The following is a 13,173-nucleotide window of genomic DNA, read 5'->3' on the forward strand; positions in this document are numbered from 1 at the left end:
GGCCCCATTTGGCCTTAAAATACAAAACGCCCGATGAGGTTCATCAGGCGTTTTAGGTGGAAATAAGTGTCAACTTATTTCAGGACGGGACAGTTACTGCCGCAAGGGTATGATTAACGCTTTAAACCTTCGTTCAGCAAAGGACGCATGGTTTTCACTAACTCTGTGGTCACTTTCGGTGAACCTGCAACGATGTTGCCAGAGATCAGGTAGTTATGACCACCAGTGAAGTCGGTGACTGTGCCACCCGCTTCGCGGCAGATTAAGTCGCCAGCAGCGATATCCCATGGCTTTAAACCGATTTCGAAGAAACCGTCTAAACGGCCAGCAGCCACATAGGCTAAATCTAATGCGGCAGAACCTGCGCGGCGTAAGTCAGAACACTGACCGAACACTTCGCCAAAGATTGCCATGTAGCTTTCGGTGTGTTGGCGGGCTTTGAATGGGAAACCTGTACCGATAATGGTTGGAGCCAGTTCAGTCACATTGGTTACGCGGATACGGAAATCGTTTAATTTGGCGCCTTTACCACGGATAGCGGTAAATAATTCTTCACGAACAGGATCGTACACAACGGCAACTTCAGTTTTGCCTTTGTGTTGCAGTGCGATAGAAACTGCGAAGTGGGGAATGCCTCTAACGAAGTTATTAGTTCCATCCAGAGGATCGACTATCCAAATATAGTCTTTGTTTTCACCACGATTTTCGCCTTTTTCTTCACCCACGATAGTGTGATCAGGGTAAGATTTGCGAATTTGATAGGTAATAGCAGCTTCTGCTTCCTTATCTACACTGGTAACAAAATCGTTGATACCTTTAGCACTGACTTCAACTCGGTCAAGTTCAGTGTAGGCGCGCATAATAGTTTGGCCAGCCGCGCGGGCAGCGCGAACAGCAATCGTCAGCATCGGATGCATTGCAATCCCCTGGATGTTAAAGAACGTTAAAAATAGCGGGCGGCATTATACTCGATTTGAATGTTATATCAAATACCGATTTTCATATAAGCATTCACGCACGCCTGTGATAGTATTCGCTCACTGTGTTTTGTGAATTAAATTAAGTCGTTTCATGCTAAGTAATATTCGTGTGATTTTAGTGGGGACATCGCACCCCGGCAATATTGGCTCGACCGCCAGAGCGATGAAGACCATGGGGTTATCGACCCTGTATCTTGCCGAACCAAGATGTGAAGTGGATGGTCAATCCATCGCCTTAGCCGCCGGTGCATCGGACATTTTAAAGCATTTGGTGAAAGTGGATTCCTTAGAGGAAGCCATCGCCGATTGCAGTTTAGTGATTGCCACCAGTGCCCGCAGCCGTACCTTAGATTGGCCAATGCTCGAACCCCGTGAAGCGGGGCAAAAGTTGGTCTCTGAGGGCTTAACAGGGCCCGTCGCCATTGTCTTTGGCCGTGAAAATCATGGTTTGACCAATGAAGAATTACAGCAATGTACTTACCATGTGGCTATTCCTGCTAACCCTGAATACAGCTCATTGAATTTAGCACAAGCAGTGCAGATCATTTGTTATGAGACGCGTGTGGCACACTTAGCGCAAACAGCGGCGCCGCAAGTGGAGGAAGAGTATCCGCTTTCTGCCGATCTTGAGCGTTTCTTTGTGCACTTAGAAAGTACCTTATCATCGACAGGTTTTATTATTAAAAACCACCCCGGCCAAGTGATGACTAAGCTACGTCGTCTGTTTAGCCGTGCACGTATCGAAAGCCAAGAAATGAACATTCTTCGAGGCATTTTAACCTCGATCGATAAAGTGGTAGGTAACAAACAAAAATAGCCAAAGTACATTTGGCAAATAACGCTAATCGCGAAGGATTGAAGCATGGGTGTGATAGCTAGGCTAAAAGAAGACATTGAATCTATATATCACCGTGATCCCGCGGCGCGCAGCGCCTTTGAGATCTTGGTCAACTATCCTGGCATGCACGCCATTTGGCTGCACCGGATAAGCCATAAATTATGGAAGCGTGATTGGCGCTTAATGGCCCGTTGTTTATCGACTTTTTCGCGCTGGCTGACGGGAGTGGAGATCCATCCGGGTGCCACCATTGGCGATCGTTTCTTTATCGACCATGGTATGGGCGTGGTGATCGGCGAAACCGCCGAGATTGGCGATGATTGTACTTTGTATCACGGCGTGACACTTGGCGGCACCACTTGGCAGGCAGGTAAACGCCATCCCACACTAGGCAATAACGTGGTCGTGGGCGCAGGGGCTAAGATTTTAGGTCCTATCACTATGCATGATGGGGCGCGTGTCGGCTCTAACTCTGTGGTGGTGAAAGATGTGCCTAAGGATACGACTGTGGTCGGGATCCCTGGGCGCGTGGTCGCCACACCTTCGCCACAATCGAAGGAGAAGTCTGAGCGTCGCAGCGCCATGGCCAAGAAATATGGTTTCGATGCGTATGCTGTGTCTCCTGACAATCCGGATCCTGTCGCAAACGCTATCGGTCAAATGCTGGACCATATGCATTTAATGGATTCAAAAGTGCAGGAATTGTGTCAAGCCATTCAGCGCTTAGGTGGTGATGTATGCACCGAAAGATTGCCAGAGCTGAATGTGGGTGAGTTTAACGACGCGGAAAAAGCCGCCGCCGATAAACGCCAGAGTGCGCTCGACGAGTTTGATCCCAGCATTTAATTAAGGTGTTTTGCGCAGAGGCATGTTGATGTTAATCCACATGCTTCTGCCACCGATGATTGCCATTCAATTTCCTCTGAGGTTGCGCGGTTTTTAAACAGAGTGGACCTAGGTGGTTAGCTTTCATTCCAAGAGAGTGCGTTAGATCCCGATATGGGGGCGATTAGGACGATTAATTGCCCCTTTAGCATTGAATCTTAGGGCAGAAAAAGGTTAAATACCCCACCAAGATGAAAGGGTATTGGTTCGCTGCACGCTTATATACTTGAGTGTTTTACTAGGTTTTATACTTGACTGATTTACTCAGGTATGTTGAAATAACCCCATACCTGTTTGGGAGCTATGGTAGTTATGAAACTTACATCTAAAGGTCGTTATGCAGTAACCGCAATGCTCGATGTGGCCATCCACTCGGCTTCGGGACCGGTTCCCTTAGCGGATATCTCTGAAAGACAAGGGATTTCGCTTTCCTATCTGGAACAACTCTTCGCAAAGTTACGCAAACATGGCCTAGTGGCCAGTGTCCGTGGTCCAGGTGGTGGTTATCGCTTAGGCCTCGAAGCTAATGATATTTCTGTTGGCATGGTGGTCCATGCCGTGGACGAGTCTGTCGATGCGACTCGTTGTCAAGGATTAGGCAATTGCCAGAGTGGAACTCGCTGCTTAACGCACTCGCTCTGGGGCGATTTAAGCAAACAAATTTCAGATTTTTTAGATGGTATCAGTCTTGCGGGCTTAATGCAGAAACGAGATGTGCAGTTTATCTCGCTTAAGCAAGACACTATGCAAAAGGAGCAAAGAGTCAGCTTATAGGCTTTTTGTTATACGATAAAAATTATTTTTGTACGTTGTATGTAGCCTCGGCAGAGACTGCTAAGTACGGAGTGTGTTATGAAGCTTCCTATCTATTTAGATTATGCCGCCACCACGCCAGTTGATCCGCGAGTCGCGGAAAAAATGTTCCAATACATGACGATGGATGGCATCTTCGGTAACCCAGCATCACGTTCTCACCGTTATGGCTGGCAAGCGGAAGAAGCGGTGGATGTGGCGCGCAGCCAAGTGGCTGATCTGATCAATGCTGATCACCGTGAAATCGTGTTTACCTCAGGTGCAACCGAATCAAACAATCTGGCGATCAAAGGCGTAGCGCACTTCTACAATAAGAAAGGCAAGCACATCATCACCAGCAAGACTGAACATAAAGCGGTACTCGATACCTGCCGTCAGCTTGAGCGTGAAGGCTTTGAAGTCACTTACTTAGAGCCAGATGCTAACGGTATCATTCCGATGGAACGTTTAGAAGCGGCGATGCGCGACGACACGATTCTTGTCAGCATCATGCATGTGAATAACGAAATCGGTGTGATCCATGATGTGGATGCTATCGGCGAGTTATGCCGTTCAAAAGGCATTATCTTCCATATGGATGCTGCACAAAGCGCGGGTAAATTACCTATCGATGTACAAACCACTAAGGTCGATCTGATCTCTATTTCTGGCCACAAAATGTATGGTCCAAAAGGGATTGGTGCTCTGTACGTTCGCCGTAAACCTCGCATTCGTTTAGAAGCGCAAATGCACGGCGGTGGCCATGAACGTGGTATGCGTAGTGGCACATTGCCAACTCACCAAATCGTCGGTTTAGGTGAAGCGGCTGCGATTGCAAAAGCTGAAATGGCAACAGACAACGCCCGTATCGCTAAGCTGCGTGATAAGTTATGGAATGGCATCAAGCACATTGAAGAAACCTATGTGAACGGCGACATGACTCACCGTGTGAGCGGTAGCCTAAACGTCAGCTTCAACTATGTTGAAGGTGAGTCGCTGATGATGGCATTAAAAGATTTAGCGGTTTCATCGGGTTCTGCCTGTACTTCAGCCAGTCTCGAGCCAAGTTACGTGTTACGTGCGCTCGGTTTAAATGATGAAATGGCGCATAGCTCAATTCGTTTCTCAATCGGTCGTTTTACCACTGAAGAAGAAATCGACCACGCTATCGAAGTTATTACTCAATCTATTGATAAATTAAGAGAAATGTCTCCACTGTGGGAGATGTTCAAAGATGGCATTGACCTGAATCAGGTCCAGTGGGCTCATCATTAATTCGACCATTTACAATAGATAATTTTGGAGCAGTACCATGGCTTACAGTGAAAAAGTGATAGATCATTATGAGAACCCACGTAACGTTGGTTCTTTCGACAAGAACGATCCTTCGGTCGTGACCGGTATGGTGGGAGCGCCTGCCTGTGGTGACGTGATGAAGTTACAGCTGAAAATTGGCGCAGACGGCATCATCGAAGACGCTAAGTTCAAAACCTACGGTTGTGGCAGCGCGATTGCGTCTAGCTCACTGGTAACCGAGTGGGTGAAAGGCAAGACTATCGAGCAAGCAGCGGCAATTAAAAACACCGATATCGCGGAAGAATTAGCCTTGCCACCGGTGAAAATCCACTGTTCCATTTTGGCAGAAGATGCCATTAAAGCGGCAATCGACGAGTACAAATCGAAACAAGCTAAGTAACATCTGGAGTTAAGATGGCGATTACAATGACCCCAGCGGCAACTGAGCGTGTCAGATCTTTCTTAGCGAATCGAGGCAAGGGCATCGGCCTGCGCCTCGGCTTAAAGACCTCTGGCTGTTCGGGTATGGCGTATGTGCTTGAGTTTGTTGATGCGCTGAATGATGACGATGAAGTGTATGATATTGATGGTGTTAAAATTATTATCGATGCAAAAAGCTTCATTTATCTACAGGGCATTGAGTTGGATTTTGTTAAAGAAGGCCTGAACGAAGGTTTCCAATTTAACAATCCTAACGCAAAAGGTGAGTGCGGTTGCGGTGAGAGTTTCACTGTTTAATTGCCGAATTGACGCATGAATTATTTCGAGCTGTTTAAGTTTTCCCCTGCCTTCGATATTGACACCGCTGTGCTTGCAGAACGCTACCGCGAACTGCAACGGGCGGTGCATCCCGATAAGTTTGCCAACGATACCGAGCAACAACGCTTATTGTCGGTGCAACGCACTGCGCAAGTGAATGACGGTTATCAAACCCTAAAAGATCCTATCCGCCGTGCCGAGCATATGCTGTCGCTACGTGGTATCGATTTAAGCCACGAAACCACCACAGTGAAAGACACTGCATTTTTAATGCAGCAGATGGAATGGCGTGAGGCGTTAGAAGACATTCGCGATAGTGCAGATCCCCAAGAGAGCATTGATGAGTTATACGACTCTTTCGCGGCCTACCGGACAAAGCTGACGAAATTGCTCACCGCCCAGCTAAGCAGTGGCAGCGAAGAAGATGCCTTGTTAGCGGCAGATCAAGTACGCAAGCTTAAATTTATGGCAAAATTACACGATGAGCTGACGCGTATCGAAGACGCGCTGCTCGATTAATTTTCCCTATTGCAGTTATTTAGCCGATTCAGACGGGTCTGAGTCGGCGCTACTAAGTTGGATACATATGGCCCTTTTGCAGATTGCAGAGCCCGGACAAAGCGCCGCGCCGCACCAACATAGACTTGCCGTTGGCATCGATTTAGGTACCACTAATTCCCTCGTGGCCGCCGTCCGCAGCGGCGTAACGGCGACCTTACCCGATGAAAATGGCCAGCATTCTTTACCTTCTATCGTTCGTTATACCCAAGATGGCATTGAAGTGGGTCAAGTCGCGGCGTTAAGTTCAGCGCAGGATCCGAAAAACACTATTGTATCGGTCAAGCGCTTTATGGGCCGCAGCCTCACGGATATTCAATCTGGTGAGCAAGCGTTCCCATACCAGTTTGAAGCCAGTGAAAACGGTTTGCCGCTGTTTGTCACGCCTCAAGGGCAAGTGAATCCGGTGCAAGTGTCAGCGGAAATTTTACGTCCTCTGGTTGAACGCGCAGAGAAAACCTTAGGCGGCGAGCTGCAGGGAGTCGTCATCACAGTGCCAGCGTATTTCGATGATGCGCAGCGTCAAGGGACTAAAGATGCCGCGTCTTTGCTTGGTGTGAAAGTATTGCGCCTGCTCAACGAGCCTACCGCGGCGGCAATCGCCTATGGGTTAGACTCAAAGCAAGAAGGCGTGATCGCTATTTACGATCTCGGCGGCGGAACCTTTGATATCTCTATTCTGCGTTTAAATCGTGGCGTCTTTGAAGTGCTGGCCACAGGCGGTGATTCTGCGCTGGGTGGCGATGACTTTGACCATCTGTTGCAGGCTCATATGCAGCAAGTGTGGCAATTAACTAATATCGATTCGCAGCTCAGCCGTCAGTTATTGATTGAAGCGCGCCGCGTGAAAGAAGCCTTAACCGATGCGAGTGAAGTCGAAGCGAGCTTGACGCTTGCCGATGGCACAGTGCTCAAGCAACTGGTGACTAAGGCTGAATTTGATAGTTTAATCAGCGCATTAGTAAAGAAAACCATCGCCAGCTGTCGTCGCACCCTACGTGATGCGGGCGTAACGGCTGATGAAGTGTTAGAAACTGTGATGGTGGGTGGTTCCACCCGCGTGCCATTAGTGCGTGAACAGGTTGAAGCCTTTTTCGGTAAGGCGCCATTAACTTCTATCGATCCTGATCGTGTTGTCGCCATCGGCGCGGCGATTCAGGCCGATATTCTGGTTGGTAACAAACCCGAGTCTGAATTATTACTGCTCGATGTGATCCCCTTGTCATTAGGGATTGAAACCATGGGTGGTTTAGTGGAGAAAGTGGTTTCTCGTAACACCACGATCCCAGTCGCCCGCGCCCAAGAGTTCACCACCTTCAAGGATGGTCAAACGGCGATGGCCTTTCATGTGGTGCAGGGCGAGCGTGAGTTAGTCGATGATTGTCGCTCACTCGCACGCTTTACGCTTAAAGGTATTCCGCCGTTAGCTGCGGGCGCTGCCCATATTCGTGTGACCTTCCAAGTCGATGCCGATGGTCTGCTCAGCGTCACCGCAATGGAGAAATCCACTGGCGTGCAATCGAGCATTCAGGTCAAGCCTTCGTTTGGTTTATCGGATACCGAAATCGCGACTATGCTCAAGGACTCGATGAAGCATGCTAAAGAAGACATTAGTCGTCGTATGCTGGCTGAGCAGCAAGTCGAGGCGGCAAGGGTACTTGAGTCGTTAAATGCAGCGCTTGCAAAAGATGGCGACTTGCTGACAAGTGATGAGCGTCAGCAGATTGATACGGTCATGGCTCAGCTTGCCGAAATTGCCCGTGGTGATGATGCCGATGTGATTAAGCAAGCGATTGAAGTCCTTGATGAACATACTCAGGATTTCGCCGCGAAGCGTATGGACAATTCTATTCGAGTGGCCTTTAAGGGTCAGTCAATTGACAACATATAGGTGATGTGATGCCCCAGTTAGTCTTTCTTCCCCATGCTGAGTTATGTCCCGATGGCGCAGTGTTGGAAGCCAAAGTAGGTGAAACGATTCTCGATGTGGCGCTGCGTAACGGCATTAATATCGAGCATGCCTGTGAAAAGTCCTGTGCCTGCACCACATGCCACTGCATCGTGCGTGAGGGCTTTGATGAGCTAGAGCCAAGCGATGAGCTTGAAGATGATATGCTCGACAAGGCATGGGGACTAGAGCCTGAGAGCCGTTTGTCTTGTCAAGCCAAAGTTGTCGATAGCGATCTGGTGATTGAAATTCCGAAGTACACTGTGAATATGGTGAGCGAAGGTTAATCAACCCGATGCGATAATATCGTCAAAAACCAGTCCATGTGACTGGTTTTTGGCTTCTGGCGCCCAGCATTTGCGCAAGCAATAATTGCCATGATTGATTTATCCTAATCCGAGCGTATGATGCGCTCAAAATGAAATGGTTGTCGGAGACCAAAATGAGAATCGCGATCCTATCGCAAGGGCCAGAGCTATATTCCACAAAGCGACTCGTTGAGGCTGCGACATTACGTGGTCACGAAGTCAAAGTGATCAACCCGCTCGAATGCTATATGAACATCAATATGCGCCAGTCGAGCATCCATATTGGTGGGGAAGAGTTACCGCCTTTTGATGCGGTTATTCCCCGTATTGGCGCTTCTATTACTTTTTATGGCTCTGCGGTTCTGCGCCAGTTTGAAATGATGGGCGTGTATGCGCTCAATGATTCGGTCGGCATTTCTCGCTCCCGCGATAAACTACGTTCGATGCAGTTGATGTCACGCCGTGGTATCGGTTTGCCAATTACTGGCTTTGCCAATAAGCCGAGTGATATTCCTGATCTTATCGATATGGTGGGCGGCGCGCCGTTAGTGATCAAATTGCTTGAGGGCACGCAGGGCATTGGGGTGGTGTTAGCCGAAACCCGCAAGGCGGCAGAAAGCGTGATTGAAGCTTTTATGGGACTAAAAGCCAATATCATGGTGCAGGAATACATTAAAGAAGCCAATGGCGCCGACATTCGCTGCTTTGTGCTGGGCGATAAAGTGATTGCGGCGATGAAACGCCAAGCCATGCCTGGGGAGTTTCGTTCAAACTTACATCGGGGCGGCACTGCAAGTTTAGTCAAACTCACACCAGAAGAGCGCTCAGTCGCAATTCGTGCGGCCAAAACCATGGGACTCAATGTCGCAGGTGTGGATTTACTGCGCTCAAATCATGGCCCGGTGGTGATGGAAGTGAACTCTTCGCCCGGCCTTGAAGGGATAGAAGGGGCAACCGCAAAAGATGTTGCCGGTGCCATTATTGAGTTTGTTGAAAAGAACGCCCTCAAGGCAAAAAAGCCCACACAAGCGTAGAGTTAAGCCGCGATTAGGCTACACTCAGGAAAGGAACGTTTAGCTACAATGGCACAAGGGGGAGAGGATGTCGTTAAAATGGATTGACTCACTAGATATCGCCTTAGAATTGCTAGAAAAGCATTCCGAGGTTGATCCCCACAAGCTGCATTTTACTCAGTTATACGAGTGGGTGTTGGCTCTTGATGATTTTGATGACGATCCTAAGCATTGCAATGAGCGGATATTGGAAGCCATTCAGCAATGCTGGATTGAAGAGAAATAGCTCAAGTTGCAAGGTTCTGTTGTGTCAACTTGTCCACGTAAAAGCTGTTTTATGTGATTTGCGTCTCGTTTATTTTGCTTCGGAATGGGATTTTTGTGGGAGTTTGATCAGTATCAAATTCATTTTTATTGAATAACGTACCTTGTAACGTATCGGTTAAGTTGTTAACCGCTAAATGTTATTCTCGCAACGCAAGGATGTTCACATGAAACTTTTGTTTGCTATGTTATTTACACTGTTACCCGCGTTGGCATGGGCTCATCCTGGTCATGGCGGTATCGGTTTGTTCCACCACTTACTCGATTTAGCGCCTGCAATCATTTTAGTTGCATTGATTGCGTGGGCGGGTATGTGGGCAAAAAATAAGAAATAAACTTCTAATTTGAGGTTGTGGTCAAAAGATCGCCTCAATCTATTTTGGATTAACGCCAGTTGCCTTTAGTGGTGACTGGCGTTTTTTGTGCGATCAATCTGGTTACAATTTCAGCCAATGTGCGCAATATCTCTGACTTAATAGCTTTAAAGATAGGATTTGTTATTTAAATTTCGTATAATCCGCGCGAATTTTTTCAAACTTGCTGACAAAGGAAGCTTGTTATGGCGATCGAACGCACATTTTCTATCATTAAGCCTGATGCTGTTGCTAAAAACCACATCGGTGCAATCTACAACCGTTTTGAAACTGCTGGTCTGAAGATCGTTGCAGCTAAAATGTTACACTTGACTAAAGAACAAGCTGAAGGTTTCTATGCTGAGCATAGCGAGCGTGGCTTCTTCGGTGCTCTGGTTGCTTTCATGACTTCTGGCCCAATCATGGTCCAAGTATTAGAAGGCGAAAACGCTGTTTTAGCTCACCGTGAAATTTTAGGTGCAACTAACCCAGCTCAAGCGGCTCCTGGTACTATCCGTGCTGATTTCGCTCAAAGCATCGACGAAAACGCAGCTCACGGTTCTGATTCTTTAGCATCTGCAGAACGTGAAATTGCTTACTTCTTCAGTGCTGAAGAACTGTGTCCACGTACTCGTTAATCTGAGTGTGAGACTTTAGAAGGGAGCCTTAGGGCTCCTTTTTTATTGGCATTCGAAAACCACCTCCTATGCAGATATTGACCGTCCATGTGGCCTTTGCCCGAAGAATGCCTATGCTAAATACAGCCTTGGTTTGTTACCAGAAAATGAAGAAGTAATACCAATCACATTAAATATCTAATCAGTTCAGAGCCTTACAGGGATCTCAATCCAAGGCGCATTGACGAAGAAATGGTTATTCCCTTTTAAGTCAATGTAACACGGGAGTGAGATCCCTGTAAGGCTCCCGCTGAATGAACAGATATTTAATACGATTGGTATAAATAGCATCAACAGATACGAGTCTTCACCGCACGTATTTTACCGTTGTCACTGTACTGCCAACTTGATCACAATTAAGTAAAAACTGATTTTTATTCATCTTCTAATGCTAGAGACATATTTTTAGTTATGGTAACATAAATGATATTGATTCTCGTTTGGTGTTTAGGGATGAGTAAAATACTGTTAGTCGATGATGATCCATTATTCAGAGTTTGGTTAACTGATGCACTGAAAACACAGGGGCATGAAGTTGAATGCGCTGTAAATGGCGTGGATGGACTGAAACGTATCCGTAGCTTTGTACCCGACATTATTATGCTTGACCTTGTGATGCCTCAAATGGATGGTTTTTCGGTATTAGAGGCAAGGGAGTGTATGACGCCTACCATGATGTTATCCGCCCGCGATAATGAAGAGGACAGGATCAGAAGCTACGAACTTGGTGCTGATGATTTCATAACGAAACCCTTTAGTATTAAAGAGTTATTGGTACGCTTGAATGCATTAGAGCGCCGATTAGTTCCACGCTCGAAAGAACAAATGGCAATTGACCAGACCACAGTTTTGCCTGTCAAATTTGACGAGACGACCTATAGGATCACTATTGGTAAAAATGCGGTGGAGTTAACTCAAACGGAGTTTAGGTTGTTTAAGTATCTGTTCGAGCGCAAAGGGCAAGTGATCACTAAGCAAGAACTGCAAAAATCCGTATTGCAGAAGGACTTAGGCCGTTTCGATCGTAACTTGGATATGCATATCAGTAACACAAGGCGCAAACTGGCGAATACCCGTTTACCGCGGACATTAATCAATACGGTACGTGGTCAAGGATACAGTTTTTCCGCTTGATGAGTTGTGAGAAGCTAACAACTAGGCACTGATGGATTACAGCGCGACTGCTTGCTTCTTAGGCAATTTTAGTCGCTTTCATTTTCCCCTGATACGGATTTGGTTTATTCTAACGGGCATTATAGTCGATGCGCATTCAGCATCATTACCCTCACATGAATAACCAAGTAGGAATCATTATGCGGATCAGTGCCAATTTTGATGGCGGAAATATCCAAGTCATTAATCTTGATAATAAAGACGATATTCAACTGTCAATCCGTCCCGATGCGGGCGGTGAATTTTATCAATGGTTCAACTTCCGATTTGAAGGTGAGGTGGGTAATCAATACACCTTAAATATCATCAATGCTGGCACCGCTTCCTATCCTAAGGGCTGGCAAGATTACCATGCGGTCGCCAGTTACGATCGCCAGCATTGGTTCCGCGTGCCAACCCAATATATCGATGGCAAACTGAGCATTCAGTTAGCGCTTGATTGTGATGCGATTCAAATCGCCTACTTTGCGCCGTACAGCTATGAGCGTCACTTAGATCTTCTCAGCAACGCACAATTGCATCCCGATGTAAATCTTGAGCATTTAGGTCTGACCTTAGATGGCCGCGATATCACCCTGATGAAAGTGGGCGATGGTAATCCTGATAAACGCAATATTTGGATCACTGCAAGGCAACATCCCGGTGAAACCATGGCGGAATGGTTAGTCGAAGGCTTAGTAAATCGTTTGCTGGATAACGATTGTCCAACGGCAAAAGCGCTGCTCGATAAAGCGAACTTCTACATTGTGCCTAACATGAACCCAGATGGCAGCGTAAGAGGCCATCTGCGTACCAATGCGATTGGGGTTAACCTTAACCGTGAATGGCAAACCCCGAGCTTAGAAAGAAGCCCAGAGGTTTACCATGTAGTGCATAAAATGCAGCAGACGGGCGTGGATTTATTTTACGATGTTCATGGCGATGAAGGCCTGCCCTATGTATTCCTCGCGGGTTGTGAGGGTGTGCCAGGTTATAGTGAACGATTGGCACAGTTGCAAGCTGATTTTAGTCAGGCTTTAACTTTGGCCAGTGCCGATTTCCAAACCGAGTTTGGTTACGCTAAAGATGAGCCTGGTCAAGCCAATTTGACCGTGGCCTCTAATTGGGTAGCACAAACCTTTGATTGCTTATCGAACACCTTAGAAATGCCTTTTAAAGACAACAACAACCTGCAGGATCCGTTTGTGGGTTGGTCACCAGAGCGCAGCATTTATTTAGGCGAAGCGTCATTGATTGCCATGCTCGCCGTGGTTGATAAGTTAAGATAGG

At 47.1% G+C, this 13,173-nt stretch carries 16 protein-coding genes; 15 read left to right on the forward strand and 1 reads right to left on the reverse strand.

Annotation, left to right across the window (positions count from 1 at the left end; genetic code table 11):
- Window positions 1-113 precede the first annotated feature (113 nt).
- The gene (gene suhB, locus SHD_RS02130; RefSeq protein WP_023265639.1) at window positions 114-917 is read right to left on the reverse strand and encodes an inositol-1-monophosphatase; all 804 of its coding nucleotides are present in this window, start codon (window positions 915-917) and stop codon (window positions 114-116) included.
- A gap of 154 nt (window positions 918-1,071) precedes the next feature.
- Here suhB and trmJ point away from each other — a divergent pair, with 154 nt between their 5' ends.
- The 15 genes from trmJ to SHD_RS02205 all read left to right on the forward strand — a co-directional run bounded on the left by trmJ (window position 1,072) and on the right by SHD_RS02205 (window position 13,172).
- Window positions 1,072-1,797 carry a tRNA (cytosine(32)/uridine(32)-2'-O)-methyltransferase TrmJ gene (gene trmJ, locus SHD_RS02135; protein WP_023265640.1) on the forward strand — a complete coding sequence of 242 codons (726 nt, stop codon included), beginning with the start codon at window positions 1,072-1,074 and terminating at the stop codon, window positions 1,795-1,797.
- 45 nt (window positions 1,798-1,842) lie between these two features.
- Entirely contained in the window at window positions 1,843-2,664 is an 822-nt protein-coding gene (gene cysE, locus SHD_RS02140; protein ID WP_011626050.1) for a serine O-acetyltransferase, read from the forward strand.
- Window positions 2,665-3,015: 351 nt separating this feature from the next.
- Window positions 3,016-3,477, forward strand: a complete 462-nt coding sequence (iscR, locus tag SHD_RS02145; protein ID WP_006081858.1) for a Fe-S cluster assembly transcriptional regulator IscR — start codon at window positions 3,016-3,018, stop codon at window positions 3,475-3,477.
- A gap of 78 nt (window positions 3,478-3,555) precedes the next feature.
- Window positions 3,556-4,770: an IscS subfamily cysteine desulfurase gene (locus SHD_RS02150; RefSeq protein ID WP_023265641.1), complete on the forward strand. Its 1,215-nt coding sequence runs from the start codon at window positions 3,556-3,558 to the stop codon at window positions 4,768-4,770.
- Between the two features lie 37 nt (window positions 4,771-4,807).
- Window positions 4,808-5,191 carry a Fe-S cluster assembly scaffold IscU gene (gene iscU, locus SHD_RS02155; RefSeq protein ID WP_011072277.1) on the forward strand — a complete coding sequence of 128 codons (384 nt, stop codon included), beginning with the start codon at window positions 4,808-4,810 and terminating at the stop codon, window positions 5,189-5,191.
- A gap of 14 nt (window positions 5,192-5,205) precedes the next feature.
- Complete coding sequence (gene iscA / locus SHD_RS02160) at window positions 5,206-5,529, forward strand: iron-sulfur cluster assembly protein IscA (RefSeq protein ID WP_011072278.1); 324 nt, start codon at window positions 5,206-5,208, stop codon at window positions 5,527-5,529.
- Between the two features lie 15 nt (window positions 5,530-5,544).
- A complete protein-coding gene (gene hscB, locus SHD_RS02165) occupies window positions 5,545-6,069 on the forward strand; it encodes a co-chaperone HscB (RefSeq protein ID WP_023265642.1) in 525 nt (174 codons plus the stop codon).
- A gap of 67 nt (window positions 6,070-6,136) precedes the next feature.
- Complete coding sequence (gene hscA / locus SHD_RS02170; RefSeq protein WP_023265643.1) at window positions 6,137-7,999, forward strand: Fe-S protein assembly chaperone HscA; 1,863 nt, start codon at window positions 6,137-6,139, stop codon at window positions 7,997-7,999.
- An 8-nt stretch (window positions 8,000-8,007) separates the two neighbouring features.
- A complete protein-coding gene (gene fdx / locus SHD_RS02175; protein ID WP_011622515.1) occupies window positions 8,008-8,343 on the forward strand; it encodes an ISC system 2Fe-2S type ferredoxin in 336 nt (111 codons plus the stop codon).
- A gap of 155 nt (window positions 8,344-8,498) precedes the next feature.
- Window positions 8,499-9,398 carry a 30S ribosomal protein S6--L-glutamate ligase gene (gene rimK, locus SHD_RS02180; RefSeq protein WP_011622516.1) on the forward strand — a complete coding sequence of 300 codons (900 nt, stop codon included), beginning with the start codon at window positions 8,499-8,501 and terminating at the stop codon, window positions 9,396-9,398.
- Between the two features lie 67 nt (window positions 9,399-9,465).
- Window positions 9,466-9,663, forward strand: a complete 198-nt coding sequence (gene iscX, locus SHD_RS02185; RefSeq protein WP_011622517.1) for a Fe-S cluster assembly protein IscX — start codon at window positions 9,466-9,468, stop codon at window positions 9,661-9,663.
- Between the two features lie 205 nt (window positions 9,664-9,868).
- Window positions 9,869-10,036, forward strand: a complete 168-nt coding sequence (locus tag SHD_RS22000) for a hypothetical protein (protein ID WP_039977210.1) — start codon at window positions 9,869-9,871, stop codon at window positions 10,034-10,036.
- Between the two features lie 224 nt (window positions 10,037-10,260).
- Window positions 10,261-10,692, forward strand: coding sequence for a nucleoside-diphosphate kinase (gene ndk / locus SHD_RS02195; RefSeq protein ID WP_011072285.1), 432 nt, complete (start codon window positions 10,261-10,263; stop codon window positions 10,690-10,692).
- Window positions 10,693-11,184: 492 nt separating this feature from the next.
- Entirely contained in the window at window positions 11,185-11,865 is a 681-nt protein-coding gene (locus SHD_RS02200; protein ID WP_039977212.1) for a response regulator transcription factor, read from the forward strand.
- Between the two features lie 179 nt (window positions 11,866-12,044).
- Entirely contained in the window at window positions 12,045-13,172 is a 1,128-nt protein-coding gene (locus SHD_RS02205) for a M14 family metallopeptidase (protein ID WP_039977214.1), read from the forward strand.
- The last annotated feature ends 1 nt before the right edge of the window (window position 13,173 follow it).

The organism is Shewanella decolorationis S12, from assembly GCF_000485795.1.
GTDB lineage: Bacteria > Pseudomonadota > Gammaproteobacteria > Enterobacterales > Shewanellaceae > Shewanella > Shewanella decolorationis.

Bases quoted from the DNA above. Each gene is read 5' to 3' on its own strand.
- cysE (WP_011626050.1), top strand. From the start codon at position 1,843: ATGGGTGTGATAGCTAGGCTAAAAGAAGACATTGAATCTATATATCAC.
- fdx (WP_011622515.1), top strand. From the start codon at position 8,008: ATGCCCCAGTTAGTCTTTCTTCCCCATGCTGAGTTATGTCCCGATGGC.
- iscU (WP_011072277.1), top strand. From the start codon at position 4,808: ATGGCTTACAGTGAAAAAGTGATAGATCATTATGAGAACCCACGTAAC.
- SHD_RS22000 (WP_039977210.1), top strand. From the start codon at position 9,869: ATGAAACTTTTGTTTGCTATGTTATTTACACTGTTACCCGCGTTGGCA.
- ndk (WP_011072285.1), top strand. From the start codon at position 10,261: ATGGCGATCGAACGCACATTTTCTATCATTAAGCCTGATGCTGTTGCT.
- rimK (WP_011622516.1), top strand. From the start codon at position 8,499: ATGAGAATCGCGATCCTATCGCAAGGGCCAGAGCTATATTCCACAAAG.
- iscA (WP_011072278.1), top strand. From the start codon at position 5,206: ATGGCGATTACAATGACCCCAGCGGCAACTGAGCGTGTCAGATCTTTC.
- SHD_RS02150 (WP_023265641.1), top strand. From the start codon at position 3,556: ATGAAGCTTCCTATCTATTTAGATTATGCCGCCACCACGCCAGTTGAT.
- hscB (WP_023265642.1), top strand. From the start codon at position 5,545: ATGAATTATTTCGAGCTGTTTAAGTTTTCCCCTGCCTTCGATATTGAC.
- iscX (WP_011622517.1), top strand. From the start codon at position 9,466: ATGTCGTTAAAATGGATTGACTCACTAGATATCGCCTTAGAATTGCTA.
- trmJ (WP_023265640.1), top strand. From the start codon at position 1,072: ATGCTAAGTAATATTCGTGTGATTTTAGTGGGGACATCGCACCCCGGC.
- SHD_RS02205 (WP_039977214.1), top strand. From the start codon at position 12,045: ATGCGGATCAGTGCCAATTTTGATGGCGGAAATATCCAAGTCATTAAT.
- suhB (WP_023265639.1), bottom strand. From the start codon at position 917: ATGCATCCGATGCTGACGATTGCTGTTCGCGCTGCCCGCGCGGCTGGC.
- hscA (WP_023265643.1), top strand. From the start codon at position 6,137: ATGGCCCTTTTGCAGATTGCAGAGCCCGGACAAAGCGCCGCGCCGCAC.
- SHD_RS02200 (WP_039977212.1), top strand. From the start codon at position 11,185: ATGAGTAAAATACTGTTAGTCGATGATGATCCATTATTCAGAGTTTGG.
- iscR (WP_006081858.1), top strand. From the start codon at position 3,016: ATGAAACTTACATCTAAAGGTCGTTATGCAGTAACCGCAATGCTCGAT.